A 24,374-nucleotide genomic window follows, 5' to 3' on the forward strand; every position below is an offset into this window, starting at 1 on the left:
CGGCGCGCAGGATGCGGCCACACCCACCCGAGGAGTGCCCGCATGAACCTGCTCGCCCGTACGCTCGCCGCCGCCGTCGTCGCCGGCCTTTCGATGTCGACCGTCTTCGCCGCGAACCCGGCGCCGCGCGCGGTCGCCAACGACCTGCACTGGTCGGCCGACGTACCGCTGCCGAAGGCGTCCGCCTCGATGCGCGGCGCCGGCAGCGCGGCGCCGGCCGCATCGCCGGGCGCCGACGACGTCGGCGACGCCGATTCGTTCGGCCGCAACCTGACCTGGCTCGGCCTCACCGACGGCTCGGTCGAACTCTCGCCGGACTGCAGCAGCGGTGCGGAGCACTGCCAGGTCCTCGCGCCCGCGCCGGCGGCGACCGCGTTCTCGTTCTACGACATCGGCCGCATCAAGCTGCCGAGGAACGCGACCAACTCGCTGCTCTGCTACTGGTTCTCGCCCGTGCTCATGATCGACTACGACAACCCGACCGCGTCGCCCGCGGTCGCGCGCCTGAGTTACGTGCCGACCGTGACGGTCGAGAATCCCGTGCTGGATGATCCGTCGCTGATCGACCCGAACACCGGCCTGCCGTTCGGCGGCAGCCTGCTCACCGGCGTCACGTCGTCGGAACGCTTCGAGGTGCCGCTCGACCCGGGCCAGCATCTGTTCGAGCGCGAGCGCGACTCGGCCGTGTGCATCGCCGGCCTGCTCAGCAAGCAGTCGCTGATGCAGAATTACGGCCTCAGCGAGACGCTCGCGCGCCAGTTCTTCCGCAAGCCGACCACGCTGCGCCTGAACATCGAGGGCAGCGCGCAGTTCGTCGGCGACGCGTCGCTCTACTTCGGCCTGCGCATCGTCGGCGACTGACCCGGCCCCGCGCCGCGGCGGCGTGTCATTCGCGCGTCGTCGCGGCGTGCGCGTGCGCACCGTCGCGGCCGCGGCGCAGGCACGCCTCGAGCATCGGCGTCGCCATCAGCGTCGTCACGATCGTCATCGCCATCAGCAGCGTGAACATGCCGGCGCCGATCACGCCGGCATCGAGGCCGACCTTGAGCACGATCAGCTCCATCAGGCCGCGCGCGTTCATCAGCGAGCCGACCGCGAGCGACGAACGCCAGTCCAGCCCGGCGATGCGTGCGCCGCCGCCGGCGCCGAGGATCTTGCCGAACACGGCCGCGGCGAGGATCAGCAGCAGCGCGGACACGCCGGACCCGGTGAACGCGTCGGCGGTCGTGCCGAGCCCGGCGAGCGCGAAGAACACCGGCATCAGCACGAGCACGGCGACGTGTTCGAGGCGCTCGACCAGCGTGTCGAGCAGGCGGTCGTCGCGCGGCAGGCACACGCCGGCGAGGAACGCGCCGAACACCGCGTGCAGGCCGAGCCACTCGGTCGCCGCCGCCATCGCGCAGGTGCCGATCAGCAGCACGCCGAGCACCGTCCCGCCCGGGCGGCTGTCGCTGGCGTGGCGCGCGAGCAGGCGCGCGAGCAGCGGCCGCAGCAGGCCGAACGCGATCGCGCAGGCGAGGGCGAGTCCGCCGATCGTGCGCGCGAACGCGGCGTTGCCGTGCGCGGAGATCGACGCGATCACGAACGCGAGCAGGATCCACACGAGCACGTCGGCGATCGCGGTCGCGGCGAGCGACAGCTGGCCGACCCGCGAGCGCGTGAGATCGCGGTCCTTGAGGATGCGCGCCATCACCGGGAACGCGGTGATCGCGAGCGCCGCGGCCATGAACAGCGCGAACGGCCACGCGCCGACGCCCGCGGGCGCGAAGCCGTCGTACAGCGCCGGCGCGACCGCGAGGCCGAGCGCGCTCGGCAGCAGCACGCCGGGGATGCCGACCCACGCCGCGGCGACGAAGCGCGCACGTGCGCCGTCGGGTGCGCGCAGCTCGGCGCCGACGATGAACATGAACAGCACGAGGCCGAGCTGGCTCAGTCCCTGCAGCGCGGCGAGGCCGTCCTTCGGGAACAGCGCCGCGTGCCAGTCCGGCGCGAGCGCACCGAACACGATCGGGCCGAGCACGAAGCCGGCGATCATCTCGCCGATCACGGCTGGCTGGCCGAGCCGGCGCAGCAGCAGCGCGAGCACGCGTGCGGTGGCGAGGATGACGCTGAGCTGCAGCAGCAGGTGCGGCATCGACGCTCCGGTCACGCGCCCGCGGGCGGATCGTAGATCAACGGCGGGCGATCGTGCCCGCGGCGGTAGCTGTCGACGACGCGGCCGTAGTGGACGACGCGGCGGATCGTGTACAAGGTGATGCGCGTGACGTCGCGCACCGGGCGGAAATGGCTGAGGCGGAACTCGCCCTGGTAGCGCGAGTCGATCGGCACCGAGACGACGCCGAGCTTCTTCTCGCGCGTCGCCGCGATCAGCAGCGCGGCCTCGAATACGAAGTCGTCGGCGGCGAGGTCGGCGAGTTCGAGCGCGGCAAGCGGGTAGTAGCGCTGGCCGCTCTGCGTGTCGGCGATCGGCAGTGCGCAGCCCCACGAGATGCCCCAGTCGGCGACCGCGTTGGCGCGGCGGCGCGCGGGCGGCTGGTTCTCGCGCGCGCGGATGCGCGCGCCGATCACGATGTGTTCGGGGTAGCGGCTCGCCGCGGCGAGCAGGCGCGGGATGTCCTCGGCCAGGTGCTGGCCGTCGCCGTCCATCGCGATCACTGCGTCGAAACCGAGTTCGAGCGCCTTGCGGAACGCGTCGCGCAAGCCCTGCCCCTTGCCGAGCGGCGTGGCGTGGCGGATCAGCGTGTGCGGCAGGTCGGCGATGCACTCGACCGTGCGGTCGGTCGAGCCGTCGTCGACGACGATCACGTTCGGGCAGATCGCGAGCACCGACTCGACCACGCCACGGATCGCGCGCTCCTCGTTGAGCGCGGGGATCACGACGACGATGCGCGCGGGATCGGTCGCGCTCATGCGAGCACCTCGATCGCGAGCGCGGTACCGCGGCCGGCCGGCAGGCGCAGCCGCGCCGAATGGCCGTGCGCGAGCGCCCCGAACAGCGGCAGCAGTGCCACGCCGAACCACGCGCCGCGTGCCTCCGGCACGTCCGCACCGTCGCCGTCGCCGTCGTGGCGCAGGCGCAGCGCGGCGACGGTGCGCGCGCCGCGTTCCGGGCTCAGCACGAAGGCGACGCCGTGGCTCGCCTCGGCGCGCATCGTCTCGGCGAGTGCGCCGCGCGCGCCGGCGTCGTAGGCGGCGAACAGCGTCGACGTGCCGTTCGCGTGCGCTTCGGCGGCGGCTTCGAACAGGCCCACGGCGAAGCTCGCGCCGGATGCCGACAGCGCGTTCGAGGCGGCGTGGCACTGCGTGGCGACGGTCCAGTAACCGGTCGCCGCGTTGAGCACGGAGTTGTGGAACTTGGTCGGCGAGAGTTCGAGCGGATTCGCGGCGAGCGTCATGCAGAGATGTTCGGTGATCGCGATGTCGCCATGCATCGAGGCGAACACGCAGGGAAGTTGCGCCGGTTCGGACGCAGCCATCGCGCAGGCCTGGCCGGCGACGTCGCAGGCGAGCAGTACGGTGTCGGGCGCGCGACGGCGCTCGTTCGGCGGCAGCAGTGCCGGGCTCGCACCGCTCGCGCCGATCAGCGCGGGCGCGCCGCCGTCGCGCAGCAACGCACGCGCGGCGTCCCAGTCGGCGAGGCCGGGCGAGCGCCAGCCGATGCCGTCTACGTGCACGGTCAGCACGCCGTTCATGCGGCGCACCCGAACGCGAGCGTGCAGTTGTTGCCGCCGAACCCGAACGAGTTGCTCAGCGCGACGCGCACGGCGCGCTCCTCGTTGGCGAGCGCGAGTCGCGCGTCGCAGAGCGGATCGCGCGTGTCGGTGTTGAGCGTGCCCGGCACGAAGCCGTGCTCGATCGCGAGCAGGGTGATCACCGCCTCGAGGATGCCGGCCGCGCCGAGCGTGTGGCCGGTCCAGCCCTTGGTCGAGCTCGCGCGCGTCGTCGGCGGGAAACTGTCGGCGAGCAGCGCGGCCTCGACCTCGTCGTTCTTCACGGTCGCGGTGCCGTGCAGGTTCACGTAGTCGACCTCGTGCGCGCCGACGCCCGCGCGCGCGAACGCGTCGGCGAGCGCGAGGCGTGCGCCGAGGCCGTGCGGATGCGGCGTCGACATGTGGTGCGCATCGGACGACTCGCCGTAGCCGAGCAGGCGCGGCGCGCCCGCGCCGTCGCGTTCGAGCAGGGCGAAGCCGGCGGCCTCGCCGATCGAGATGCCGCGCCGCGCGACGTCGAACGGCCTGCACGCCTCGGGCGCGACGAGTTCGAGCGCGTTGAAGCCGAACAGGACGCTGCCGCAGAGCGTGTCGACGCCGGCGAGGATCGCCGCGTCGACGATGCCGAGGCGGATCAGGCGTTCGCCCTGCGCGAAGATCTTCGCGCTCGACGAGCACGCCGTCGCGATCGTCGAGCACGGACCGCGCGTGCCGAGCACGTGCTCGAGGAACAGGCCGAGCGAGTGCGGCGTGTGCAGTGCGGGCGAGGCGAAGGCCGGCGCGAAGCGGCCGTCCTCGAGCGCGAGATGCGCCTGCTCGGTCGAACCGATGCTCGCGGTCGACGTGCCGACGAGCAGCGCGACGCGGCTCGCCCCATGGCGGTCGATCGCGGCGCGCGCGGCGTCGAGGAAGCCGTCCGCGCCCAGGCCGAGCCAGGCGAGGCGATTGTTGCGGCTGTCGTGCTCGGCGAACTCGGCCGGCAACGGCTGCGCCTCGAGGCCGTCGACGCGACCGATCGCACAGGCGAGCGGCGCCGCCGTGAAATCGTTGTCGCGCAGGCCCGTGCGCCGGTCGCGCAACGCCTCGACGTGTGCGCGGCGTCCGCGGCCGAGCGCGGACGTGGCGGTGTACGCGGTGATGGCGAGCGGCGGGATGCGGCTGGGCACGCGGCGACGGGGTGGATGAATGGCCGGAAATTATGACACAGCGCCGCAGGCGGGCCGGCGCGGCGGTCCGCGCTGCTACCATCGCCGCGTCCCGATGCGACGTACGAGGCGCCGATGGTCGAGTCCTTCATGCCCCACGGCGACCCTGCGCCCGAGGTGCGCCTAGACCTCGTCCACGCGTTCCTGACCGGCCTGCAGGACCGCATCTGTGGCGCGCTCGAAGCGGCCGACGGCGACGCGCGCTTCGTCGAGGACAGCTGGCAGCGTGCCGAAGGGGGCGGTGGCCGCACGCGCGTCCTGCGCGACGGCGCCGTGTTCGAGCAGGCCGGCGTCAACTTCTCGCTCGTCTCCGGGGCGCGCCTGCCGCCCGCGGCGAGCGCGCATCGCCCCGAGCTCGCCGGCGCGCCGTGGACCGCGCTCGGCGTGTCGCTGGTCGTGCATCCGCGCAATCCGTACGTGCCGACCACGCACATGAACGTGCGTTACTTCGAGGCGCGCCCGCAGCGCCCCGGTGCCGACCGCAGCTGGTGGTTCGGCGGCGGCTTCGACCTCACGCCGTACTACCCGCTCGACGAGGACGTCGTGCACTGGCACACGGTCGCGCGCGACGCGGTCGCGCCGTTCGGCGACGACCTCTATCCGCGCTGGAAGCAATGGTGCGACGAGTATTTCTTCCTCAAGCACCGCAACGAGACGCGCGGCGTCGGCGGGCTGTTCTTCGACGACCTCGCCGCGGGCGGATTCGAGCGCTGCTTCGGCCTCATGCGCAGCGTCGGCAACGCGTTCCTCGAGGCCTACCTGCCGCTCGTCGCGCGGCGCAAGGCGACGGCGTACGGCGAGCGCGAGCGCGAATTCCAGTTGTACCGGCGCGGCCGCTACGTCGAGTTCAACCTCGTCTACGACCGTGGCACGCTGTTCGGCCTGCAGTCGGGCGGCCGCACGGAATCGATCCTCATGTCGCTGCCGCCGCGCGTGCGCTTCGAATACGCCTACGTGCCCGAGCCGGGCAGCGACGAGGCGCGTCTCGCGGACTACCTCAGGCCGCGCGACTGGCTCGCTGGTTGAGGCGATCGCGCCGGGCGAACCGGCGGCACGCGCTTTTCGCGTACCGCTCTACTTCCACTCGTACAGCGAGTAGTAGACCGGCGATACCGGGCCTTCCTTCGGATCGCGCACGAGGCGGCCGCTGCCGTCGTTCGCCATGAAGGTCTGGCTCGGGCCGGTGACCGGGATGATCTTGATCATCCAGACATGGCCGTTCTGGCGGTACTCCTCGACCGTGTCGTCGCCCTGCTTGCGCTTTACGATTTCGCTGCGCGCGATGCGCTCGTCGGTCGCGCCCTTGTCGCGCGACGCCTTGTCGCGCACGAGGCGCGCGTCCGGCTTCGGCAGCGGCGCGAGCGGATCGTCGCTGGGTGCCGGTGCGGCAGCGGGCTGCTCGGCCGGGACCGACTGCGGCGTGGTCGTCACGCCGGGCTCGTTCATGCCCGGCGGCGGCGGCACGTCCGCCTTCGCCGGCGTGCGATCCGCGGCGACCGCCGCGCCCATCGCGGTGGCGAGCAGCACGGATGCGAACGAAACGATCGGCTTCATGGCGTCACCTCGAAAGGTCATGCGTGCAGCCTAGCAGACCTGCATGAACGTGCACGCGAAGCCCGTCGCAACGGATCGAAAAGGTTCAGCCGGACAGGCCGAGCAGGCCCGCGGTGCGCTCGGCCGCGGCGCGGCTGATCTCCTGCGGCAGCATCGCCGCGCGCAACGCCGGCAGCGCGGCGACGAGCAGCGTGCGCGCCTCGGTGCGGTCGCCCGCGCGCAGGCGCACGGCGGCGAGCTCGCTGCGCGCGATCGACAGGTCGATCGGCTGCGCGCCCGCGGCTTCGAATCCGTTCACCGCGGCGCGCAGCTCGCGTTCGGCGCCGGCGAGGTCGCCGCGGTCGAGCGCGAACGCGGCGCGCGCGCGCCGCATGTGCAGGAAGATCGGATGCTCGGCCGGCGCGAGGCCGTGCCAGCGCCGCTCCGCCTCGTCGAGCAGTGGCAATCCGGTGTCGGGCCGATGCATGTTGCGCGCGAGCACGACCAGTTGCCAGGTCAGCATCGCGTACTCGCCCGAATCCTCGCCGTCGATGCGCGCGGCGCGCCCGCGCAGGTCGGTGAGGCGTTCGAGCGCGCGTGCGTGCTCGCCGGCGAGGCCGAGCGTGCGCGCCTGCTCGCGCTCGATGCGCCGGCGCACCTGGTGGTCGGCGCCGATGGCGGCGCCGTCGAGCAGCGCGAACGCGTTGTCGTAGTGGACGAGCGCGACCGCGTAGTCGCCCGCGTTCTCGAGCACCGCGGCGAGGTTGCCTTCGGAGATCGCGCGATCCGCCGCGCCGTCGATGCCGGCGCCGGTCATGTGGCGGTCCGACTCGCGCAGCAGGTCGGCCGCCTCGCGGTAGCGGCCGAGGTCGTTGACCGCGATCGCGAGGTCGTTGGTGAGTTCCATCATGCGCGAGCCGCCCGGATCGACCACGCGCTGCTGCAGCGCAATCGCCTCGCGCAACAGGCGTTCGGACTCGGCGGCATCGCCGCCGGCGCTCTTCGCGTTCGCCTTCGCGCGCAGCAGCAGCACGTGTTCGGGCGATTCCTTCGGCCGCAGCGCGTCGACGCGCGCGAGGCTTTCTTCGGCGATCGCCAGCGAGGCGTCGGCGTCGCCCGCGGTCGCGAGCAGCGCGGCGAGTGCCTGCGCGATGTTCGTGTACAGATCGAGCGGCATCCCCGGCAGCGCCTTCGCTTCGGCCATCGCCTCGCGCAGCAGGGCGATCGCGCGCTCGTCGTCGCCGCTGCGATGATGCACGAGGGCGAGCGACTGGCGGCTGCGCAGCTGTTCGACGCGATCGTCGGGCGCGAACTGCGCGCGCCAGTCCGCCGCGCGCTGCGCCGCCGCGAGCGCCTCGCCGACGTCGCCCTTGATGCCGAGCTGGCTCGCGTACTCGTCGTAGTCCTCGGCGAGGCGCAGGGCTTCGGCGCGATCCGCCGGCGCGGCGTCGCGCACGCCCTCGCGCATGAGCTGCAGGCCGGTGCGGATGTCGCCGAGGTCGCCGTAGAGGTGCGCGAGCAGGCGCTGCATCGGCCGCACGAGCGCGGGATCGCTGCGCTGCTCGAGCTTCGCGCGGGCGGCGTCGAGCAGGTCGCGCACGCTGACCTCGCGGCTCATCGCGACGTCCGGCGCGGCGGCCGCGATCGCGTCGCTGAGGAAATCGAGCGACGCACGCGCGCGGCTCGCCTCGCGTTCGGCCGCGACCAGTGCCTGCTGCGCCGATGCCTCGGCCGCGCGTGCGCGCGTGCGCTCGCGCTCGAGCCGCCAGACGAACGCGGCCGCGACCAGCACGGCGAGCGACGCGGCGACGAAACCGACGCGATGGCGCGCGACGAACTTGCGCAGCCGATAGCCGTGCGTCCAGCGCGCGGCACGCACCGGACGCCCCTCGCGATGGCGGCGCAGATCGTCGCGGAACTCGCTCGCGCTCGCGTAGCGATGCGCGGGATCGGGCTCGGTCGCCTTGGCGAGGATGCCGCGCAGGTCGGCATCGAGGCGCAGCGGCGCGATCGGCGACGCGCGCACGTCGGTCGCGTCGCGGCGGCCCTCGAGCATTTCGCGCAGCAGCACGCCGAGGCTGTAGATGTCGCTCGCGGTGGTGATGGCCCGGCCCTGTTCCTGCTCGGGGCTCGCGTAGCCGCGGCTGAACACGCGCGTCGAAGTCTCGCGCTGAGATTCCTCGCCGGCTTCCACGAGGCGCGCGATGCCGAAGTCGAGCAGCTTGACCGTGCCGTCGGTGGCGACCATCACGTTGGCGGGCTTGATGTCGCGATGCACGACGAGGTGGCTGTGCGCGTGCGCGACCGCGTCGAGCATCGCCTCGAACAGCGCGAGGCGGTCGCGCAACGCCGGCGCGTGCGTCGCAACGTGCTCGAGCAGCGGCACGCCGTCGACGTATTCGAGCGCGAGCCACGGCTGCCCTTCCGCGGTCTCGCCGCCGTCGAGCAGGCGCGCGATGTTCGGGTGGTCGAGGCCGGCGAGGATCTGACGCTCCTGGCGCAGGCGCCGCGTCGCGTCGCGGGTCGGGAAACCGCGCAGCAACTTGACCGCGACGGCCCGCTCGAACTGGCCGTCGGCGCGTTCGGCGAGGAACACGGTGCCCATGCCGCCGGCCCCGAGTTCGCGCACGAGGCGCCACGCGCCGAACTCGCGCGGGCCCTCGCCGTGCAGGCGCGCGGCACCGTGCGCGATCGCCTCCGCGAGCGGGTCGCCGTCGGCGGCGTCGGCCGCGAGCAGGCGCTCGAGGCGCGCGCGCGAGGCGGGATCGAGCGACAGCCTGGCGATCTCCTCCGCGCGCTGCGCCGGATCGAGCGTGCGCAGGCGCTCGAAATGCGGCGCGAGCGTGTCGAGCGTCGACGCGCTCATGCTTCCAGCGCGCTGCGCAGCCATGCGCGCGCGAGGCGCAGGTCGCGATCGACCGTTCCCTCCGACACCTGCAGCGCCTGAGCGACCTCGATCCGGCTGAGGCCGCCGAAGTAGACGAGCTCGATCATCTGCGCGCGCCGCGCGTCGCTCTGCTGCAGGTCGCGCAGCGCGTCGTCGATGCGCACCAGCTCGGTGTCGCCGTCGTTCGCGGCGACGCCGAGCGCGGCGTCGAGTTCGACTTTCTCGGCGCCGCCGCCGCGCTTGGACGCGAGGCGCTGGCGCGCGGCGTCGACGAGGATCTGCCGCGTCGCCTGCGCGGCGACGTGGAAGAAGTGACGCCGATCGCTCCAGGCAGCGTCGGTGCCGAGCAGGCGGATCAGCGCCTCGTGCGCGAGGTCGGTCGCGCTCAGGGTCGCGCCGGGCATCTGCCGCAGCGACTGCGCCGCGATCGCGCGCACGTTGGCGTAGACGCGTTCGACCAGCGCCTCGCGCGCGCCTTCGTCGCCGCTGCGCCAGGCGGCGATGAGGCGGGTGACGTCGTGGTCGCCGGGGCCGTCGTTCATGCTGCGTCGCCGTTGGGATTTTCGTGGCGGTTCTTCGTAACAGTCATCGAACCGTCCTCGGAGCCATCCCATGATCATACGTCCTCGACACGGTCTGCAGACTGCGGCGTGGTTCGCGCTCGCACTGTCGACCGCCGCGCTCGCGCAGGCGCCCGCGCCGCCGTCGCCGGCGGGTCCGCTGACCTTGCCCGGTCCGGATCTGGTGACGCCCTGGTACAACGGTGCGTTCACGAGCATCGGCACCGTCCAGTACTGCCTCAGCGATCCGCCGATCTTCGCGACGCGCGTGATGGGCTACACGGGGTTCAGCCACCCGCCGCCGGACTTCTCGCCGGCGGTCGGCGAAGTGTTCTACACACACCTCGTGCTCGGCCATCCCGGCAATCCCTGCACCGGCAGTGCGGTCGGCATCGAGTTGATCCTGCCGCCGGGCATGCAGACCGCCGTTTCGGCCGACAACCCGGTGTTCTGCTTCTCGATGGTGCCCAACCCTTCCAATCACCTCATCGACCTCGACACCGACGCCGATTACGGCTGCCCGACGACGTTCCCGCAGGGGCTGGAAGGGCTGGCGGTGCGGCCGTTGCGCGGTGGCCTGGGCAACAGCGGCGCGTGGGGCATGGCGATGGGGTTCTATCTGGAAATCCTCATCCCGGTGCGCGCGACGCAGGTGCAGCTGGGCAACCAGTCGATCGCCTGGCGCGTGAACCCCGACGTCGGCGTGGTCGGTTATCCGCAGGTGCCGGTGTTCGCCAACGGCGACGTGGTCTTCCGCGACCAGATGGAGAACACGCTGCTCAACCTCGACCTGTGCACGCTCGATCCGCTGCCGCAGGGCTGTTGAGCGCGCGAGCCGGCCTTGACGCCGGCGTTGCAAAGCCGGCGGGCGCGCGCGAAGCTGCGCGCCCGTCGTCCTGCTCGCCCGCCATGCCGCCACGCCTCGTACTCATCGACGGTTCGTCGTACCTCTACCGTGCGTTCCACGCGCTGCCGCCGCTGACCAACGCGGCCGGCGAGCCGACCGGCGCGCTGTTCGGCGTCGTCAACATGCTGCGCACGATCCTCAAGCAGCGGCCCGACTACGCCGCGTTCGTCGCCGACGCGCCCGGGCGCACGTTCCGCGACGACCTCTACGCCGAATACAAGGCGAACCGCCAGGCGATGCCCGACGACCTCGTCGCGCAGGTCGAGCCGATGCTCGCGATCGTCGGCGCGCTCGGTTTCCCGATCCTGCGCGTAGACGGCGTCGAGGCCGACGACGTGATCGGCACGCTCGCGCGGCGCGCGAACGCGGACGGCATCGACGTCACGATCTCCACCGGCGACAAGGATTTCGCGCAGCTGGTCGTGCCCGGCATCGAACTCGTCAACACGATGACGAACACGACGCTCGACGCCGCCGCGGTGATGGAGAAGTTCGGCGTGCGGCCGGAGCAGATCGTCGACTACCTCGCGCTCATGGGCGACAGCGTCGACAACATCCCCGGCGTGGAGAAGTGCGGACCGAAGACCGCGGCCAAATGGCTGGCCGAGTACGGCAGCCTCGACGGCGTGATCGCGCACGCGGCCGAGGTCGGTGGCAAGATCGGCGAGAACCTGCGCAAGGCGCTGCCGCAGTTGCCGCTGTCGCGCCAGCTCGCGACGATCCGCACCGACGTGCCGCTCGCCGAAGGCCCGCGCGACCTGCATCTGCGCGAGCGCGACGCCGACACGCTGCGCACGCTCTATCGCCGCTACGAATTCAACGCGGCGTTGAAGGAACTCGACGCCGGCAGCGAGCCCGTCGCGCGCGCCGCGCCCGATCTGCCCGCGGCCGAGCTGCCGCAACGGCGCGAATTCGGCGTGCGCGGGATTTCGCCGCCACCGGCACCGAGCACGGATCCGCAACTGACGGGGCCCGGCCACTACGAACTCGTCATGACCGAGGCCCAGCTCGACGCCTGGCTCGCGAAGCTCGCCGCGGCCGACCTCGTCGCGTTCGACAGCGAGACCGATTCACTCGATCCGATGCAGGCGCGCATCGTCGGCGTGTCGATCGCGGCGTCGCCGCGCGAGGGCGCCTACATCCCGCTCGCGCACGACTACCCCGGCGCGCCCGCGCAACTCGACGCCGCGCACGTGCTCGCGCGCCTCAAGCCGCTGCTCGAGGACGCGACGCGGCCGAAGGTCGGCCAGCACGCGAAGTACGACATCAACGTGCTGTCGACGCACGGCGTCGCCTTGCGCGGCGTCGCGCACGACACCATGCTCGAATCGTACGTGCTCAATTCCACCGGGTCGCGGCACGACATGGACACGCTCGCGCGGCGGCACCTCGGTTACGAGACCGTGCCGTACGAACAGGTGACCGGGCGCGGCGCGAAGCAGATCCCGTTCTCGCAGGTCGACCTCGACACCGCGTGCCGCTACGCCGCCGAGGACGCCGACGTGACCCTGCGCCTGCATCGCGCGTTGTGGCCCAAGCTCGAAGCCGAGCCGGGCCTGCGCACGGTGTACGAGACGATCGAGATGCCGCTCGTGCCGGTGCTCGCGCGCATGGAACAGCGCGGCGTGCTGATCGACGTCGCGGCGCTCAAGCGGCAGAGCCACGAGCTCGCGCGGCGCATGCACGAGATCAACGAGCGCGCGCACGCGATCGCCGGTCGCAGCTTCAGCCTCGACTCGCCCAAGCAGCTGCAGGCGATGCTGTTCGACGAACTGAAACTGCCCGCGCTGATGAAGACGCCGAGCGGGCAGCCGTCGACGAACGAGGAGGCGCTCGAGGCGATCGCCGACCAGCACGAACTGCCGCGCCTGATCCTCGACTACCGCGGCCTCGCCAAGCTGCGCTCGACCTACACCGAGAAGCTCGCCGACAACGTCAATCCGCGCACCGGCCGCGTGCACACGAGCTACAACCAGGCGACCGCGGCGACCGGCCGGCTGTCGTCGGTCGAGCCGAACCTGCAGAACATCCCGATCCGCACCGAGGAAGGGCGGCGCATCCGCCAGGCATTCGTCGCGCCGCCGGGCTGGAAGGTCGTCGCCGCCGACTATTCGCAGATCGAGCTGCGCATCATGGCGCACCTGTCCGGCGATCCGGGCCTGCTCGCCGCGTTCCACGGCAACCAGGACGTGCATCGCGCGACCGCGGCGGAAGTGTTCGGCCTGCCGCTCGAGCAGGTCGACGGCAACCAGCGTCGCGCGGCGAAGGCGATCAACTTCGGCCTCATGTACGGCATGAGCGCGTTCGGGCTCGCGCGCCAGCTCGGTGTCGGTCGTGGCGAGGCGCAGGACTACATGGCGCGCTACTTCTCCCGCTACCCGGGCGTGCGCGACTTCATGGAGCGCGTGCGCGAGCAGGCGCACCGCGACGGTTACGTCGAGACCGTGTTCGGTCGCCGCCTCCACCTCGACTACATCCACTCGCGCAACGCGGCGCAGCGCGCGGGAGCCGAGCGCGCCGCGATCAACGCGCCGATGCAGGGCACCGCGGCCGACATCATCAAGCGCGCGATGATCACGGTCGACGCCTGGCTGCTCGAGCGCCAGGACGCCGCGCACATGCTCATGCAGGTGCACGACGAACTCGTGTTCGAGGTGCGCGAGGACGCGGTCGAGGCGATCGTCGCCGGCGTGCGCGAGCGCATGGCCGGTGCGGTCGAACTCGATGTCCCGCTCGTGGTCGATGTCGGCGTCGGCGCGAACTGGGACGAAGCGCACTGAGGCGCGGAAAGGGCGCGTCCGCGCCCATATAGGCCATTCGTCATGCCCGCGCCGAAGCATGAATGCCCGCTAAACGGGACCGAAAGCGGGCTGGAAACTTTCGCACCGAATCCCGATCTATCTTTCCGGGTGCACGCAACGGCACCCCCGGTTGGCTCACCTCCCTGAGTGCAACCCGCGAAGCCCGATCCCTCCCCAGATCGGCCTTCCCCGCCCCGAGGGCTCCCCCTGGCCCTCGGGGCTTTTCTTTTGTGCGTTCGTCCGTGAACGCTGCGATCTGGCAGGTCCTTCCGAGCACCCGTACGGGTCGGCTTCGGATGGTCCAGAGCGGCCATCCATGGCCGCACTCCTCAAATGAAGCATGCTTCGATCGAAAGGCGCGAGTTGCATCTCGTCGGCCGACGCGTTCGGGCGAAGCGCGCTTGCGGGAGGGACATTCCCTGAACGGGATCATCGGCGCAGGGCTTGCACCTATACTGACTGCAGGGTGTTTGCCGGGATAGGGGCATGGCCGGGGATGTCACCGCGCTCATCGAGGCTGCCAGCGGCGGAGGGGACGCTTGCGCGTTGCAGGCGTTGTTCGAGCGCGTCTACGACGAACTGAAGGTGCTCGCCCGGCGGCAGCTCGCGAGTTCGGGCTCGTCGACCCTGAACACCACGGCGCTCGTCCACGAGGCCTACGTCAAGCTCGCCGGGTCGCGCGAGCGCGAACTGCACGGGCGTGCGCATTTCTTCGCGCTCACCGCCAAGGCGATGCGGCAGATCGTCATCGATCACGCACGCGCACGGGCGACCGAGAAGCGCGGCGGCCATCCGGCCAACATCCTCGAACTCGATGCGGCAGCCGACGTCATCGCCGGCGAAATGCCTGCGGACGAGCTGTTGCGGCTCGACCGCGCGCTGACCTTGCTCGAAAGCGAGGAGCCGCGCCTGGCGAAGCTGGTGGAGCTGCGCTTCTTCGGCGGCCTCGGCATCGCCGAGATATCCCTGCTGCAGGCGATCAGCCCGCGCACCCTGAATCGCGACTGGCGGCGCGCGAAGGCGCACCTCTACGTCCACATGCACCCCGACGTATGAAGCGGCCGCGCGGCGCCGACCTGGCGGCGGATTCCTTCGGCGCCCGGCGCGGGCGGCGCGACGGCGCCGGCGGTCGCCGCGGATGAACCGCGCGCGCGTCGATGCGTTGTTCGCGCACGCGATCGACCTGCGCGAGGACGAACGCGCGGACTGGCTCGCGCGCGAGTGCGCCGACGATGCCGAGCGCGCGCACGTCGAACGGCTGCTGCGCGCCGACGCAAGCGCCGGCGATTTCCTCGAACAACCACCCGCGCTGGTCGCGGCCGCCGTGAGCGGCGTCGTGCAGGAGCGCGGCAGTCCGACCGTGTTCGGCGCCTATCGCGTCGTGCGGTCGATCGGCGTCGGCGGCATGGGCGAGGTGTGGCTCGCCGAGCGCGACGACGGCGAGTTCCAGCAACGCGTCGCGATCAAGCGCCTCGCCTACCCGACGCCGGGATTGCTGCACCGGTTCCGCCAGGAACGGCAGATCCTCGCCCGGCTCGAGCACGCGCACATCGCACGGCTCATCGACGGCGGCCTCGACGCGGGCGGCATGCCGTACCTGGCGATGGAATACGTCGACGGCGTGCCGATCACGCGCCACGTCGCCGACGCGGCGCCGGACCTGAAGGCGCTGCTCGAGCTCTTCCTGCGCGTCTGCGACGCGGTGCAGTACGCGCACCAGAACCTCGTCGTCCACCGCGACCTCAAGCCGTCGAACATCTTCGTCACCGCCGACGGCACGCCGAAGCTGCTCGACTTCGGCATCGCCAAGGTGCTGAGCGCCGATACGACCGATGCGCCGACGCAGACGGTCGCGCGCCTGCTGACGCCCGACTACGCCGCGCCCGAACAGTTCGACGGCGGCGCGATCACCACCGCGACCGACGTCTACGCGCTCGGTGTCGTGTTGTACGAGTTGCTGACCGGCAGGCATCCGTATCGCCATGCGCGTGGCGGCGCCAGCGCGGGTGACGTTCCCGACCCGCTGCCGCCGAGCGCCGCGAGTCGCGATCGCCGTGCCGCGCGCACGACCGGCCGCGTGCCGCGCGGCGACCTCGATCGCATCGTCCTCGTCGCGATCGCGCGCGATGCGTCGCGCCGCTACGCCTCGGCCGAGGCATTCGCGACCGACATCCGCCGTTACCTCGACGGTCGCCCGGTCAGCGCGAACCCGGGCAGCCTCGGTTACCGCTTGCGCAAGTTCGCCGCGCGCAACCGCTACCCGCTCGGCGCCGCACTGGTCGTGGTCGCGGCGTGCGTCGCGGCGACCGCGGTGGGCTGGCGCCAGATGCAGCGCGCGAACGAACAGGCAGCGCGCGCGCAGGCGGCGCGGCAGTTCCTCGCCGGTGTCTTCGAGCAGGCCGGCCCGAATCGGAGCCAGGGCAAGCCGATGACGGCGCACGAACTGTTGGAACGCGGCGAACAGCAACTGGGCCGTTTCGGCGGGGAACCGGCCATCGAAGCGGATCTGACCGGCCTGATCGCCGGGCTGTACTGGGACATCGGAGACGCCGAGCGTGCGCTGGCCTTGCTCAAGCAGGCGGACGCCGCGATCGACGATCCGCGCGTACCGGACGAGATCAAGGCGCGCAACCTGGTCAGGCGGGCGATGATCGAGAGACGCAACAAGAACAACGATGTCGCCGTGGTGCATGCACGACAGGCGCTGGATCGTGCCGAGCGTGCCGGAGCCGTCGCGGCGCGCGAGCGCTCGGACGCCCGCCGCGCGATCATGCTGGCGACGGAGGGAGCCGCCGGCGTCGACTACACGGCGGTCGCGCGCGACGCGCAAGCATTGCTGGCCGAAGACGAAGCGCGGTTCGGCGGGCGCAGCGACATGGTCGCCAAGGATCTCGGTCTTCTCGTCGTCGCGCTGCTGAATGCCGGTCAATACCGCGCGGGCGTCGATGCGTCGCGTCGCGCGCTGGAGATCGATGGCGCGCTGTACGGCGAACGCAGCGCTGCGGTCAGCGACGACCTGTTCTACATCGGCATGGGCCTGCTCCAGATGGCGGATTTTGCCGGCGCCGAGGCCGCGCTGGAACACTGCGCGGCCGTCCGCACCGACGTGTACGGCGCCGACAACATCGAAACGATCGACGCCCGCACTTTCGTGCTGCTGGTCGAGGAATTGTTGGGCCGCTACGCCGAAGTGCTGCCGAAACGATTGCAACTGCTCGAGGATCAGCGTCGTTTCCGCGACAGCAACCCGGGCATGCTGGCGGACGCATACAACATGCTCGGCGACAGCTACGTCATACTCGGCCGGTTCGCCGAAGCCGAGAGCGCGCAGCGCGAGTCGCTGGCGATACGGGCCGGCAAGGACGGCACCAATGACAGCATCGCCAGTCGGCGGGCGCTCAGCAGTCTGAGCGACGCGCTGCAACTCGAGGGACGCTACTCCGAGGCGGAAGCGGCGCGCCGCAAGACGCTCGCGCTCGCCGTCGCCGCCTATCCCACCGGCGGCGACGTGCCCAACGCCGAGCGCGGCGAGCTGGGCAACATCCTGCGCCTGCAGCATCGCCACGCGGAAGCGCTCGATGAGTTGCGCCAGGCGGCGACTGCGCTCGAAGGCGGCAGCAAGGTCCATGCGTCGATGGTGCAGGCCCAGCTGGCGGAAGCCGAGCTGGACGCAGGCCATCCCGACCTTGCCTTCGCCGCGGCGACACGCGGCCTCGAACTCGGGCGCGCGAGCATGCCTCGCGGCCAGCGCCGGCTCGCCTATCCGTTGTTCGCGCTGGCCCGGGCTGAACTCGCGCGCGAGCACCCGGCCGAGGCCGAGCCGCTGCTGCGCGAAGCGCTCGCCGTGCGCAGCCCGCCGTATCCTGCGCACGATCCACGCGTGCTCGAAGTGAAGGTCGCGCTCGTCGATGCGCTGACCGGGCTCGGCCGGCCGGCGGAAGCACAGGCGCTGCGCGCCGAGATCGAGCCGCTGCTGAAGGCGTCGGCGACACCGTATGCGAAGGACCTGCTCGAACGACTGGGCGCGCGGCGGTAGGGCGTCTTCGAGCGAGCAAGGCGGAGTTCTGGCGTGCGCGCTTGCGTCGTGCGGGCATTCCTCGTCCGGATGCGCGTGCGACCGCGAAGCGCCGCTGCGACGGTTCGCGCGGCGCCGCCGACCCGATGGCGTCGTTTTGCGCGCCTTCCCGTACGAGGCAGTGAGGGAGCATCCCCTCGCCACGCTTCGGGAACCGTCATGAATCGTTGGACATGGCTCGTCGCGCTCGCCGCAGCGCTCGGCGTCGGCGCGACCGCGGCACGCGCGCAAAGCTTCACCTACCACGGCTCGCTACAGGACGCGGGCAAGGCCGCCGACGGCCGCTACGACATGCAGCTCACGCTCTACTCGCAGCGCAACGGCGGCACGATCGTCGCCGGACCCGTCACGCTGTTCGGCGTCGTCGTGACGGAAGGCCGGTTCGTCACTCAGGTCGACTTCGGCACGTTGCCGCACGCGCTCGCGCAGGGCTGGGTCGAAGTCAAGGTGAAGGCGGCCGCCGATACCGCGTTCACGTCGCTCGACGCGCGCTCGCCGGTCACGCCGGACGGCGGCTGCCCGGGCTCGTGGGCGCTCGATGGCAACGTCGGCACGTCCTCGAGCAGCTTCCTGGGCACGCTCGACGCGATGCCCGTGTGGATCGAAGCGAACAACACCCTCAACACCGTATTCCGCCCGAACGGTGCGGTCGGCCTGGCGCATCCGGACGGAGAGAACGGCGCGTATTCGGTCGCGATCGGCTTTCACGCGAAGACCAACAACGCCGGTTCCACGATGGTCGGCGGTTACCAGGACGGCGGCCTGTCGCAGGCGATCGGCGGCGATTCGGCGCCCAACCAGTTCATCGTCGGTGCGGCCGGTGGCATGGGCATCAACACCGCGCATGCGCCCGACGGCAACGCATTGCGCGACGAGCTGACCATCGCGCCGTCCGCCGTGCTGCCCGGCACCAACGCCGACCTCACGCTCGAAACGAGCACGACGGACGGCTACTCCGGCTTCCATTTCGAGGCCGCACCGAACGGATTCCTCACGCTCCACGGCCTGTACACCGCGAGCGGCGTGCTCGACTACGACAACCTGCTGCGGGTGAACTACAGCCACAACATCGGCGGCTATTTCGCGTTCAACGGCAGTACCTACACCGGTCCGATCACGGTCGGCAATGCCGGCGGAGGCTTCGGCAACGGCGCCTACGTGTCGACCGGCGGCGTCTGGACCAACGCATCGAGCCGCTCGTTCAAGGAAGGTTTCGCCGCGGTCGATGCCGCGGCGGTGCTCGACAAGCTCGTCGCGCTGCCGTTGCAGACCTGGGTCTACAAGGCGTCGCACGAGGAAGGGCAGCACATGGGGCCGTTCGCCGAGGACTTCGCGCGCACGTTCGGCCTCGGCAACGACGAGCAGCACATCGCGACCGTCGACGAGAGCGGCGTCGCGTTCGCGGCGATCCAGGGACTCAACCGCAAGGTGGAGCGCGAGAACGCGGCGCTGCGCACGCAGAACGCCGAGTTGCGTGAACGGCTGGAGCGGATCGCCGCGCGGCTCGATGCGCTGGACGCCCGCGGGGAGAAGTGACATGTCGACCTTCAACCCGGTGATCCGCGGCGGGCCGACCTGGCTCGCGTTCCTCGTGCTGGCCGGCATCGGCGCGACGCCGGTGCCAGGCAGTGCCGAATCGCCGCGCTACACGCTGCGTGGCAGTTTCGAGTCGAGTCCGCGGTCGCAGGACGGTGCCGCGTCGATGCAGCTCAGCGCGCGCCTGTCGTCGCCGGCACGCGGCGCGGTCCTGCAGGCAGGCGGCGACTTCGTCGTCGTCGCGGGCATCGCCTCGTCGCCGCTCGGCTGCGCCGACGACACGATCTTCGTCAACGGCTTCGAGACGCCCGGATGATCGTCGCGCGCGCGGCGGGATCGGCGGCTCAGGGGCGGCCGAGCGCGGCGAGCAGCGCCGCGCGCGGCAGCTTGCCCGTTTCGTTGCGCGGCAGCGCCGCGATCTTGCGCAGCGGCCGCGGCAGGAACGCGGCGTCGATCATCTCGCGCAGTTCCTGCAGCAGGTCCGCTTCGCTGCGCGTCGGCGCGACGACGAGCGCGGCGATGCGCCGCACGCCGGTCGCGTCGGCGTCGTCGAGCTGCAGCACGACCGCGTCTTCGACGCCGCGCAGCGTGCTCACGCGGCGCGTGAGGTCGCCGAGCGAGGCGCGCTTGCCCGCGATCTCGACCAGGTCGGCGTGGCGGCCGCGCAGGCGGAACGCGTGATCGGGCAGGAGCTCGACCAGATCGGCAAGCACGACCGGCGCCGCGAAATGCGGCGCATCGACGAGCGTGCCGTCCGGCTGCGGACGCAGCGTGACTTCGGGATAGAGGTGCCAGTCCTCGTCGATCGCGCAGCGGCGCTGCGCGATCACGCAGGTTTCGGTCGAACCGAACAGCTCGAGTACGGGTGCGCCGTAGCGCGCCTCCGCTTCCGCCGCGAGGTCCTGCGGCAGCGGTGCGGTCGCCGAGGTGATCGCGGCGAGCGGCGGCAGCGCGAGCCGTTCGCGCAGCAGCGCGCGCAGGTGCACGGGCGTCGTCACGAGCACGCGCGGCGCAGGCACCGCGGCGAGCGCGTCGGCGACGTCGGCCGGGAACAGCGGCCGGCCCGCGTGCACGCCGAACGGGCCGAGCAGCGGCAGCAGGACCGACAGCTCGATGCCGTACATGTGCTGCGGCGGCACGGTCGCGACGATCTGCGCGCAGTCCGACCCGTCGAGCCCGGGCAGCGCGGCGAACGCGCGCACGTTGAGCGCCGTGCTCGCACGGAACGAGCCCCAGGTCTTGGCGTTCGGTTTCGGCTGGCCGGTGCTGCCCGAGGTGTAGCCGACGACGACGACCTGGTCGGCGGGAATCACGGGAACCTCGTGCCGCTCGCCGTGCACGCCGAGCGGCGGCAGGCGCATGCCGCGCCCATCCAGCGACGGCGGCTCGACATCGGACAGCGCGTAGCTGCCCGGGTGGCCGGCGAGGATCTCGCCGATCGCCTGCGGCGTGCGTGCGGAAGGCAGCAGGTTGGTGCGGCCACGGCAGGCGACCGCGCAGAGCGCAACGAGGAAGGCGTAGCGGTCCTCGCAGAGGTTGATCGCGTCCGCGTGCGGCGGCAGGGTCGCGGCGACCGCGGCGACGTCGGCGAGGAACCCGCCCACGCTGACCGCGTGGCCGTCACGCCAGGCGAGTATTCGTGACGGTTCGGCGCGCACGAGCAGCGGCAATGCCGCGCGTGCTGCGACGCGACCTTCGGGTACCGCTGACATGGATTCCTCCCCCTCCGGGCCTAGTTCCGCAGACTCTCCCCGGTGATAGCGTCGCGGATCGGCGTCGGCCGCTCAAGTCCCCCGGTTTCGCCGTTCAGGATCGCATCGATGCCGGTGGGGAAGGCATGCCGCACGTCCTCGCTTCGGCGCGCGGGCGGCTCGCCGTGGCGGTTGGCGCTGGTCGACACCAGCGCACCGCCGAAGGCGCGGCACAGCGCGGCTGCGGGTGCGTGCGCGGTCACGCGCAGGGCGATCCCGGCATGGCCGCCGGCGATCCATTCCGGCACGCCGGCGGCGCGCGGGAAGATCCAGGTGTGCGGGCCGGGCCAGGTCGCGAGCGCGCGCGAAAGCGCATCCGCCGGCGTCGCGGCGAGGTCGATGTACGGCGCCACGTGCGCGAATTCGGCGCCGATCAGCAGAACGCCTTGCGTCGGCGGACGCTGCTTGAGCGCGAACAGGCGTTCGAACGCCGCGTGGTCGTGCGGATCGCAACCGAATCCGAACACGGCTTCGGTCGGATAGGCGACGACGCCACCGCGGCGCAACGCGGCGACGGCCTGCGCGAGATCATCGTGATCGGTGTTCATCCGTACAGTGGCAGGTGGCAGTGCGCGCACGCCTTGCCGGCGTCGGCGCGCAAGCCGGCGCCATCGAGAACGCGGCCATTGAAGCGCTTGCCGCAGCGCGGGCAGGCGAATCGCGCGACTTGAACATTGGCGATGATCATCGTTGCGACGAACAGCAGCACGAGCGGCCACTGCGCCGCCGTGAAGACGGGCTCCAGCGCAGGCCATCGGCCTGCCGCGATCGCGAATACCATCCCCGCGCCGATCACGGACAGCGGCAGCCATCGCCAGCGTCGATGGCTGCGCCAGGCGTCGGCGTAGTCGCGATGCGCGGCCGGCGGCGTCATCGCCGCCTCAGCCCGGCGTCTTCTTCGCCGCGGTCTTCCTGGCCGCCGCCTTCTTCGCAGGGGCCTTCTTCGCTGCGGTCTTCTTCGCCGCCGCCTTCTTCGCGGGCGCCTTCTTCACTGCGGCTTTCTTCGGCGCGTCGGCAGCAGGTGCCTTCGTCGACCTGGCGGTCTTCGCGGCTTTCGCCGGCGCCTTCTTGCCGAAGCGGCCACCGCGCTTGGGCCGGTTCGGCGCCGCCGCGAGCAGCTCGACGCATTCGGCCTCGGTCAGCTCGCGGGGCTCCTTGTCCTTCGGGATGCGCGCGTTCTTGTCGCCGTCGCTGATGTACGGGCCGTAGCGGCCATTCAGCACCTGGATGCCGTTGCCGAAGTCCTTGATGATGCGGTTGGCGATGAGCTCGGCCTTTTCGCGCACGAGTTCGAGCGCGCGCGGCAGTTCGATCGTGTACGGATCGTCCTCGGGCTTGAGCGAGGCGTACATCGATCCGTGCTTGACGAACGGGCCGAAGCGGCCGACACCGACGGTGATTTCCTCGCCGTCGTCGGTCTGGCCGAGCTTGCGCGGCAGCTTGAACAGCTCGAGCGCTTCCGCGAGCGTGATCGTGTGCATGCTCTGGCCCGGGCGCAGCGAGGCGAACGTCGGCTTGTCCTCGTCGTCCTTGCTGCCGATCTGCGCGAACGGTCCGTACCGGCCGAGGCGCACCTGCACCGGCTTGCCGCTCTTCGGATCGATGCCGAGTTCGCGCGCGCCGGTCGCCTCGGAGCGGTCGACCGTCTCGCTCTTCTCGTCGACGGTCGCCTTGAACGGCTTCCAGAACTTCTCGAGCAGCGGCACCCAGTCTTCCTCGCCGCGGCTGACCGCGTCGAGTTCGTCCTCGAGCTTCGCGGTGAAATCGTAGTCGACGTACTGGGTGAAGTGGCCGGACAGGAACTTGGCGACCGCGCGACCGACGTCGGTCGGGCGGAAACGACGGCTGTCGAGCGTGACGTACTCGCGGTTGAGCAGCACCTGGATGATGCTCGCGTAGGTCGACGGCCGGCCGATGCCGTATTCCTCGAGCGCCTTCACCAGCGATGCCTCCGAGTAGCGCGGCGGCGGCTCGGTGAAGTGCTGGTCGGCGTCGATCGCGGCGAGCGGCACCGCTTCGCCGATCTCCATCTTCGGCAGCTTGCGGCCCTCGTCGTCGTCTTCCGCATTCTTCGCGTCGCGGCCTTCCTCGTACACGGCGAGGAACCCGGGGTCGACCACGGTCGTGCCGCTCGCGCGGAACAGCGAATCGCCGCCGGCGTCGAGGTCGACGCTGACCGTGTTCAGGGTCGCGTGCTGCATCTGGCAGGCGACCGCGCGCTTCCAGATCAGCTCGTACAGCTTGCGCTGTTCGTCGTTGAGGTAGGCGGCGACCGCGCGCGGGCGATGCAGCGCCGAGGTCGGGCGGATCGCCTCGTGCGCTTCCTGCGCGTTCTTCGACTTGTTGCGGTAGTAGTGCGGCGCCTCCGGCAGTGCCTGCGGGCCGTAGTCCTTGGCGATGACGTCGCGCAGTTCGTGGATCGCCTCGGCCGACAGGTGCACCGCGTCGGTACGCATGTAGGTGATGAGGCCGACCACGCCCTCGTCGCCGAGCGCGACGCCTTCGTACAGGCCCTGCGCGATCTTCATCGTGCGGCTGGTCGAGAAGCCGAGCTTGCGCGCGGCTTCCTGCTGCAGGGTCGAGGTCGTGAACGGCGGCGCCGGGCGGCGCTTGCGCTCCTTCGACTCGATGTTGGCGACGACCAGGCGACCCTGCGCGGAGCGCTCGAGCGCGCTGCGCGCGGCCATCGCGTCGGCTTCGTTGGTGAGGTCGAACTGCTCGAACTTCTTGCCGCGCAGCTTCAGCAGGCGCGCCTTGAAGCGCGTGTCCGGGTGCGCGCAGTCGGCTTCGATCGTCCAGTATTCGCGCGCCTTGAACGCTTCGATCTCCTCCTCGCGCTCGGCGATCATGCGCAGCGCGGGCGACTGCACGCGGCCCGCGGAGAGGCCGCGCTGCACCTTGCGCCAGAGCACCGGCGACAGGTTGAAGCCGACCAGGTAGTCGAGCGCGCGGCGCGCCTGCTGCGCGTTGACGAGATCCATCGACAGCTGGCGCGGATGCGCGACCGCTTCCTTGATCGCGCGCGGCGTGATCTCGCTGAATACGACGCGATGCAGCGTCTTGCCTTCGAGCAGCTTGCGCTGCTTGAGGATCTCGGCGATGTGCCAGGAGATCGCCTCGCCTTCGCGGTCCAAGTCGGTCGCGAGGTAGAGCGAATCGGCCACCTTGGCCGCCTTGGCGATCGCGTCGACGTGCTTCTCGTTGCGGTCGATGACCTCGTAATTCATCTGGAAGTGGCGATCGGGGTCGACCGCGCCCTCCTTCGGCACGAGGTCGCGCACGTGGCCGTAGGACGCCAGCACGTGGAAGTCCTTGCCGAGGTACTTGTTGATCGTCTTCGCCTTCGCGGGCGACTCGACGATCAGGAGGTTCTTTGCCATGTGGAGTCCTTGGCGGGTGCGGGCGCGGC

General features: G+C 71.3%; 18 protein-coding genes. 8 read left to right on the top strand and 10 right to left on the bottom strand.

Annotated features, from left to right (window positions below; genetic code table 11):
* The first annotated feature begins 42 nt into the window (after positions 1-42).
* A complete protein-coding gene (locus tag FHW12_RS08065; protein ID WP_182530497.1) occupies positions 43-861 on the top strand; it encodes a hypothetical protein in 819 nt (272 codons plus the stop codon).
* A 25-nt stretch (positions 862-886) separates the two neighbouring features.
* Here FHW12_RS08065 and FHW12_RS08070 read toward each other — a convergent pair whose 3' ends face one another.
* The 4 genes from FHW12_RS08070 to FHW12_RS08085 are packed head-to-tail and all read right to left on the bottom strand — an operon-like array spanning position 887 to position 4,876.
* Positions 887-2,134: a cation:proton antiporter gene (locus tag FHW12_RS08070; protein ID WP_182530498.1), complete on the bottom strand. Its 1,248-nt coding sequence runs from the start codon at positions 2,132-2,134 to the stop codon at positions 887-889.
* Between the two features lie 11 nt (positions 2,135-2,145).
* Complete coding sequence (locus tag FHW12_RS08075) at positions 2,146-2,910, bottom strand: glycosyltransferase family 2 protein (protein WP_182530499.1); 765 nt, start codon at positions 2,908-2,910, stop codon at positions 2,146-2,148.
* Positions 2,907-3,692 carry a beta-ketoacyl synthase chain length factor gene (locus FHW12_RS08080; protein WP_182530500.1) on the bottom strand — a complete coding sequence of 262 codons (786 nt, stop codon included), beginning with the start codon at positions 3,690-3,692 and terminating at the stop codon, positions 2,907-2,909. The genes FHW12_RS08075 and FHW12_RS08080 overlap by 4 nt, the downstream gene beginning before the upstream one ends.
* On the bottom strand, positions 3,689-4,876 hold the full coding sequence (locus tag FHW12_RS08085; protein WP_182530501.1) for a beta-ketoacyl-ACP synthase: 1,188 nt from the start codon (positions 4,874-4,876) through the stop codon (positions 3,689-3,691). The genes FHW12_RS08080 and FHW12_RS08085 overlap by 4 nt, the downstream gene beginning before the upstream one ends.
* Positions 4,877-5,005: 129 nt before the next feature.
* On the opposite strand from FHW12_RS08085, the gene hemF reads away from it, so the two are divergent.
* Positions 5,006-5,941 carry an oxygen-dependent coproporphyrinogen oxidase gene (gene hemF, locus FHW12_RS08090; RefSeq protein WP_182530933.1) on the top strand — a complete coding sequence of 312 codons (936 nt, stop codon included), beginning with the start codon at positions 5,006-5,008 and terminating at the stop codon, positions 5,939-5,941.
* Between the two features lie 48 nt (positions 5,942-5,989).
* Here the strand turns inward: hemF and FHW12_RS08095 are convergent, their stop codons facing one another.
* From FHW12_RS08095 to FHW12_RS08105, 3 genes are all read right to left on the bottom strand, one after another.
* A complete protein-coding gene (locus FHW12_RS08095; protein WP_182530502.1) occupies positions 5,990-6,469 on the bottom strand; it encodes a DUF2782 domain-containing protein in 480 nt (159 codons plus the stop codon).
* Positions 6,470-6,554: 85 nt separating this feature from the next.
* Positions 6,555-9,314 carry a serine/threonine-protein kinase gene (locus FHW12_RS08100; protein ID WP_182530503.1) on the bottom strand — a complete coding sequence of 920 codons (2,760 nt, stop codon included), beginning with the start codon at positions 9,312-9,314 and terminating at the stop codon, positions 6,555-6,557.
* Entirely contained in the window at positions 9,311-9,877 is a 567-nt protein-coding gene (locus FHW12_RS08105; RefSeq protein ID WP_182530504.1) for an ECF-type sigma factor, read from the bottom strand. The genes FHW12_RS08100 and FHW12_RS08105 overlap by 4 nt, the downstream gene beginning before the upstream one ends.
* A 70-nt stretch (positions 9,878-9,947) precedes the next feature.
* Here FHW12_RS08105 and FHW12_RS08110 point away from each other — a divergent pair, with 70 nt between their 5' ends.
* The 6 genes from FHW12_RS08110 to FHW12_RS08135 all read left to right on the top strand — a co-directional run bounded on the left by FHW12_RS08110 (position 9,948) and on the right by FHW12_RS08135 (position 19,530).
* A complete protein-coding gene (locus FHW12_RS08110) occupies positions 9,948-10,721 on the top strand; it encodes a hypothetical protein (RefSeq protein WP_182530505.1) in 774 nt (257 codons plus the stop codon).
* An 83-nt stretch (positions 10,722-10,804) separates the two neighbouring features.
* Complete coding sequence (gene polA, locus FHW12_RS08115) at positions 10,805-13,582, top strand: DNA polymerase I (RefSeq protein ID WP_182530506.1); 2,778 nt, start codon at positions 10,805-10,807, stop codon at positions 13,580-13,582.
* 507 nt (positions 13,583-14,089) lie between these two features.
* The gene (locus FHW12_RS08120; RefSeq protein WP_182530507.1) at positions 14,090-14,659 is read left to right on the top strand and encodes an ECF-type sigma factor; all 570 of its coding nucleotides are present in this window, start codon (positions 14,090-14,092) and stop codon (positions 14,657-14,659) included.
* Between the two features lie 82 nt (positions 14,660-14,741).
* The gene (locus tag FHW12_RS08125; RefSeq protein ID WP_182530508.1) at positions 14,742-17,639 is read left to right on the top strand and encodes a serine/threonine-protein kinase; all 2,898 of its coding nucleotides are present in this window, start codon (positions 14,742-14,744) and stop codon (positions 17,637-17,639) included.
* Between the two features lie 198 nt (positions 17,640-17,837).
* Positions 17,838-19,214, top strand: a complete 1,377-nt coding sequence (locus tag FHW12_RS08130) for a tail fiber domain-containing protein (RefSeq protein WP_182530509.1) — start codon at positions 17,838-17,840, stop codon at positions 19,212-19,214.
* A gap of 1 nt (position 19,215) precedes the next feature.
* Complete coding sequence (locus FHW12_RS08135) at positions 19,216-19,530, top strand: hypothetical protein (protein WP_182530510.1); 315 nt, start codon at positions 19,216-19,218, stop codon at positions 19,528-19,530.
* Between the two features lie 28 nt (positions 19,531-19,558).
* Here the strand turns inward: FHW12_RS08135 and FHW12_RS08140 are convergent, their stop codons facing one another.
* The 3 genes from FHW12_RS08140 to FHW12_RS08150 all read right to left on the bottom strand — a co-directional run bounded on the left by FHW12_RS08140 (position 19,559) and on the right by FHW12_RS08150 (position 24,345).
* Positions 19,559-20,926 (bottom strand): AMP-binding protein, encoded by a 1,368-nt coding sequence (locus FHW12_RS08140; protein ID WP_182530511.1) that lies wholly within the window; start codon positions 20,924-20,926, stop codon positions 19,559-19,561.
* A gap of 20 nt (positions 20,927-20,946) precedes the next feature.
* Positions 20,947-21,513: an L-threonylcarbamoyladenylate synthase gene (locus tag FHW12_RS08145; RefSeq protein WP_182530934.1), complete on the bottom strand. Its 567-nt coding sequence runs from the start codon at positions 21,511-21,513 to the stop codon at positions 20,947-20,949.
* A gap of 333 nt (positions 21,514-21,846) precedes the next feature.
* Positions 21,847-24,345, bottom strand: coding sequence for a DNA topoisomerase I (locus tag FHW12_RS08150; protein WP_182530512.1), 2,499 nt, complete (start codon positions 24,343-24,345; stop codon positions 21,847-21,849).
* Positions 24,346-24,374 lie beyond the last annotated feature (29 nt).

Origin of the sequence: Dokdonella fugitiva (genome assembly GCF_014138265.1) — a bacterium.
Taxonomy (GTDB): Bacteria; Pseudomonadota; Gammaproteobacteria; order Xanthomonadales; family Rhodanobacteraceae; genus Dokdonella_A; species Dokdonella_A fugitiva_A.

Bases quoted from the DNA above. Each gene is read 5' to 3' on its own strand.
- hemF (WP_182530933.1), top strand. From the start codon at position 5,006: ATGCCCCACGGCGACCCTGCGCCCGAGGTGCGCCTAGACCTCGTCCAC.
- FHW12_RS08075 (WP_182530499.1), bottom strand. From the start codon at position 2,910: ATGAGCGCGACCGATCCCGCGCGCATCGTCGTCGTGATCCCCGCGCTC.
- FHW12_RS08135 (WP_182530510.1), top strand. From the start codon at position 19,216: ATGTCGACCTTCAACCCGGTGATCCGCGGCGGGCCGACCTGGCTCGCG.
- FHW12_RS08150 (WP_182530512.1), bottom strand. From the start codon at position 24,345: ATGGCAAAGAACCTCCTGATCGTCGAGTCGCCCGCGAAGGCGAAGACG.
- FHW12_RS08145 (WP_182530934.1), bottom strand. From the start codon at position 21,513: ATGAACACCGATCACGATGATCTCGCGCAGGCCGTCGCCGCGTTGCGC.
- FHW12_RS08120 (WP_182530507.1), top strand. From the start codon at position 14,090: ATGGCCGGGGATGTCACCGCGCTCATCGAGGCTGCCAGCGGCGGAGGG.
- FHW12_RS08125 (WP_182530508.1), top strand. From the start codon at position 14,742: ATGAACCGCGCGCGCGTCGATGCGTTGTTCGCGCACGCGATCGACCTG.
- FHW12_RS08140 (WP_182530511.1), bottom strand. From the start codon at position 20,926: ATGTCAGCGGTACCCGAAGGTCGCGTCGCAGCACGCGCGGCATTGCCG.
- FHW12_RS08095 (WP_182530502.1), bottom strand. From the start codon at position 6,469: ATGAAGCCGATCGTTTCGTTCGCATCCGTGCTGCTCGCCACCGCGATG.
- FHW12_RS08100 (WP_182530503.1), bottom strand. From the start codon at position 9,314: ATGAGCGCGTCGACGCTCGACACGCTCGCGCCGCATTTCGAGCGCCTG.
- FHW12_RS08065 (WP_182530497.1), top strand. From the start codon at position 43: ATGAACCTGCTCGCCCGTACGCTCGCCGCCGCCGTCGTCGCCGGCCTT.
- polA (WP_182530506.1), top strand. From the start codon at position 10,805: ATGCCGCCACGCCTCGTACTCATCGACGGTTCGTCGTACCTCTACCGT.
- FHW12_RS08070 (WP_182530498.1), bottom strand. From the start codon at position 2,134: ATGCCGCACCTGCTGCTGCAGCTCAGCGTCATCCTCGCCACCGCACGC.
- FHW12_RS08080 (WP_182530500.1), bottom strand. From the start codon at position 3,692: ATGAACGGCGTGCTGACCGTGCACGTAGACGGCATCGGCTGGCGCTCG.
- FHW12_RS08130 (WP_182530509.1), top strand. From the start codon at position 17,838: ATGAATCGTTGGACATGGCTCGTCGCGCTCGCCGCAGCGCTCGGCGTC.
- FHW12_RS08110 (WP_182530505.1), top strand. From the start codon at position 9,948: ATGATCATACGTCCTCGACACGGTCTGCAGACTGCGGCGTGGTTCGCG.
- FHW12_RS08105 (WP_182530504.1), bottom strand. From the start codon at position 9,877: ATGAACGACGGCCCCGGCGACCACGACGTCACCCGCCTCATCGCCGCC.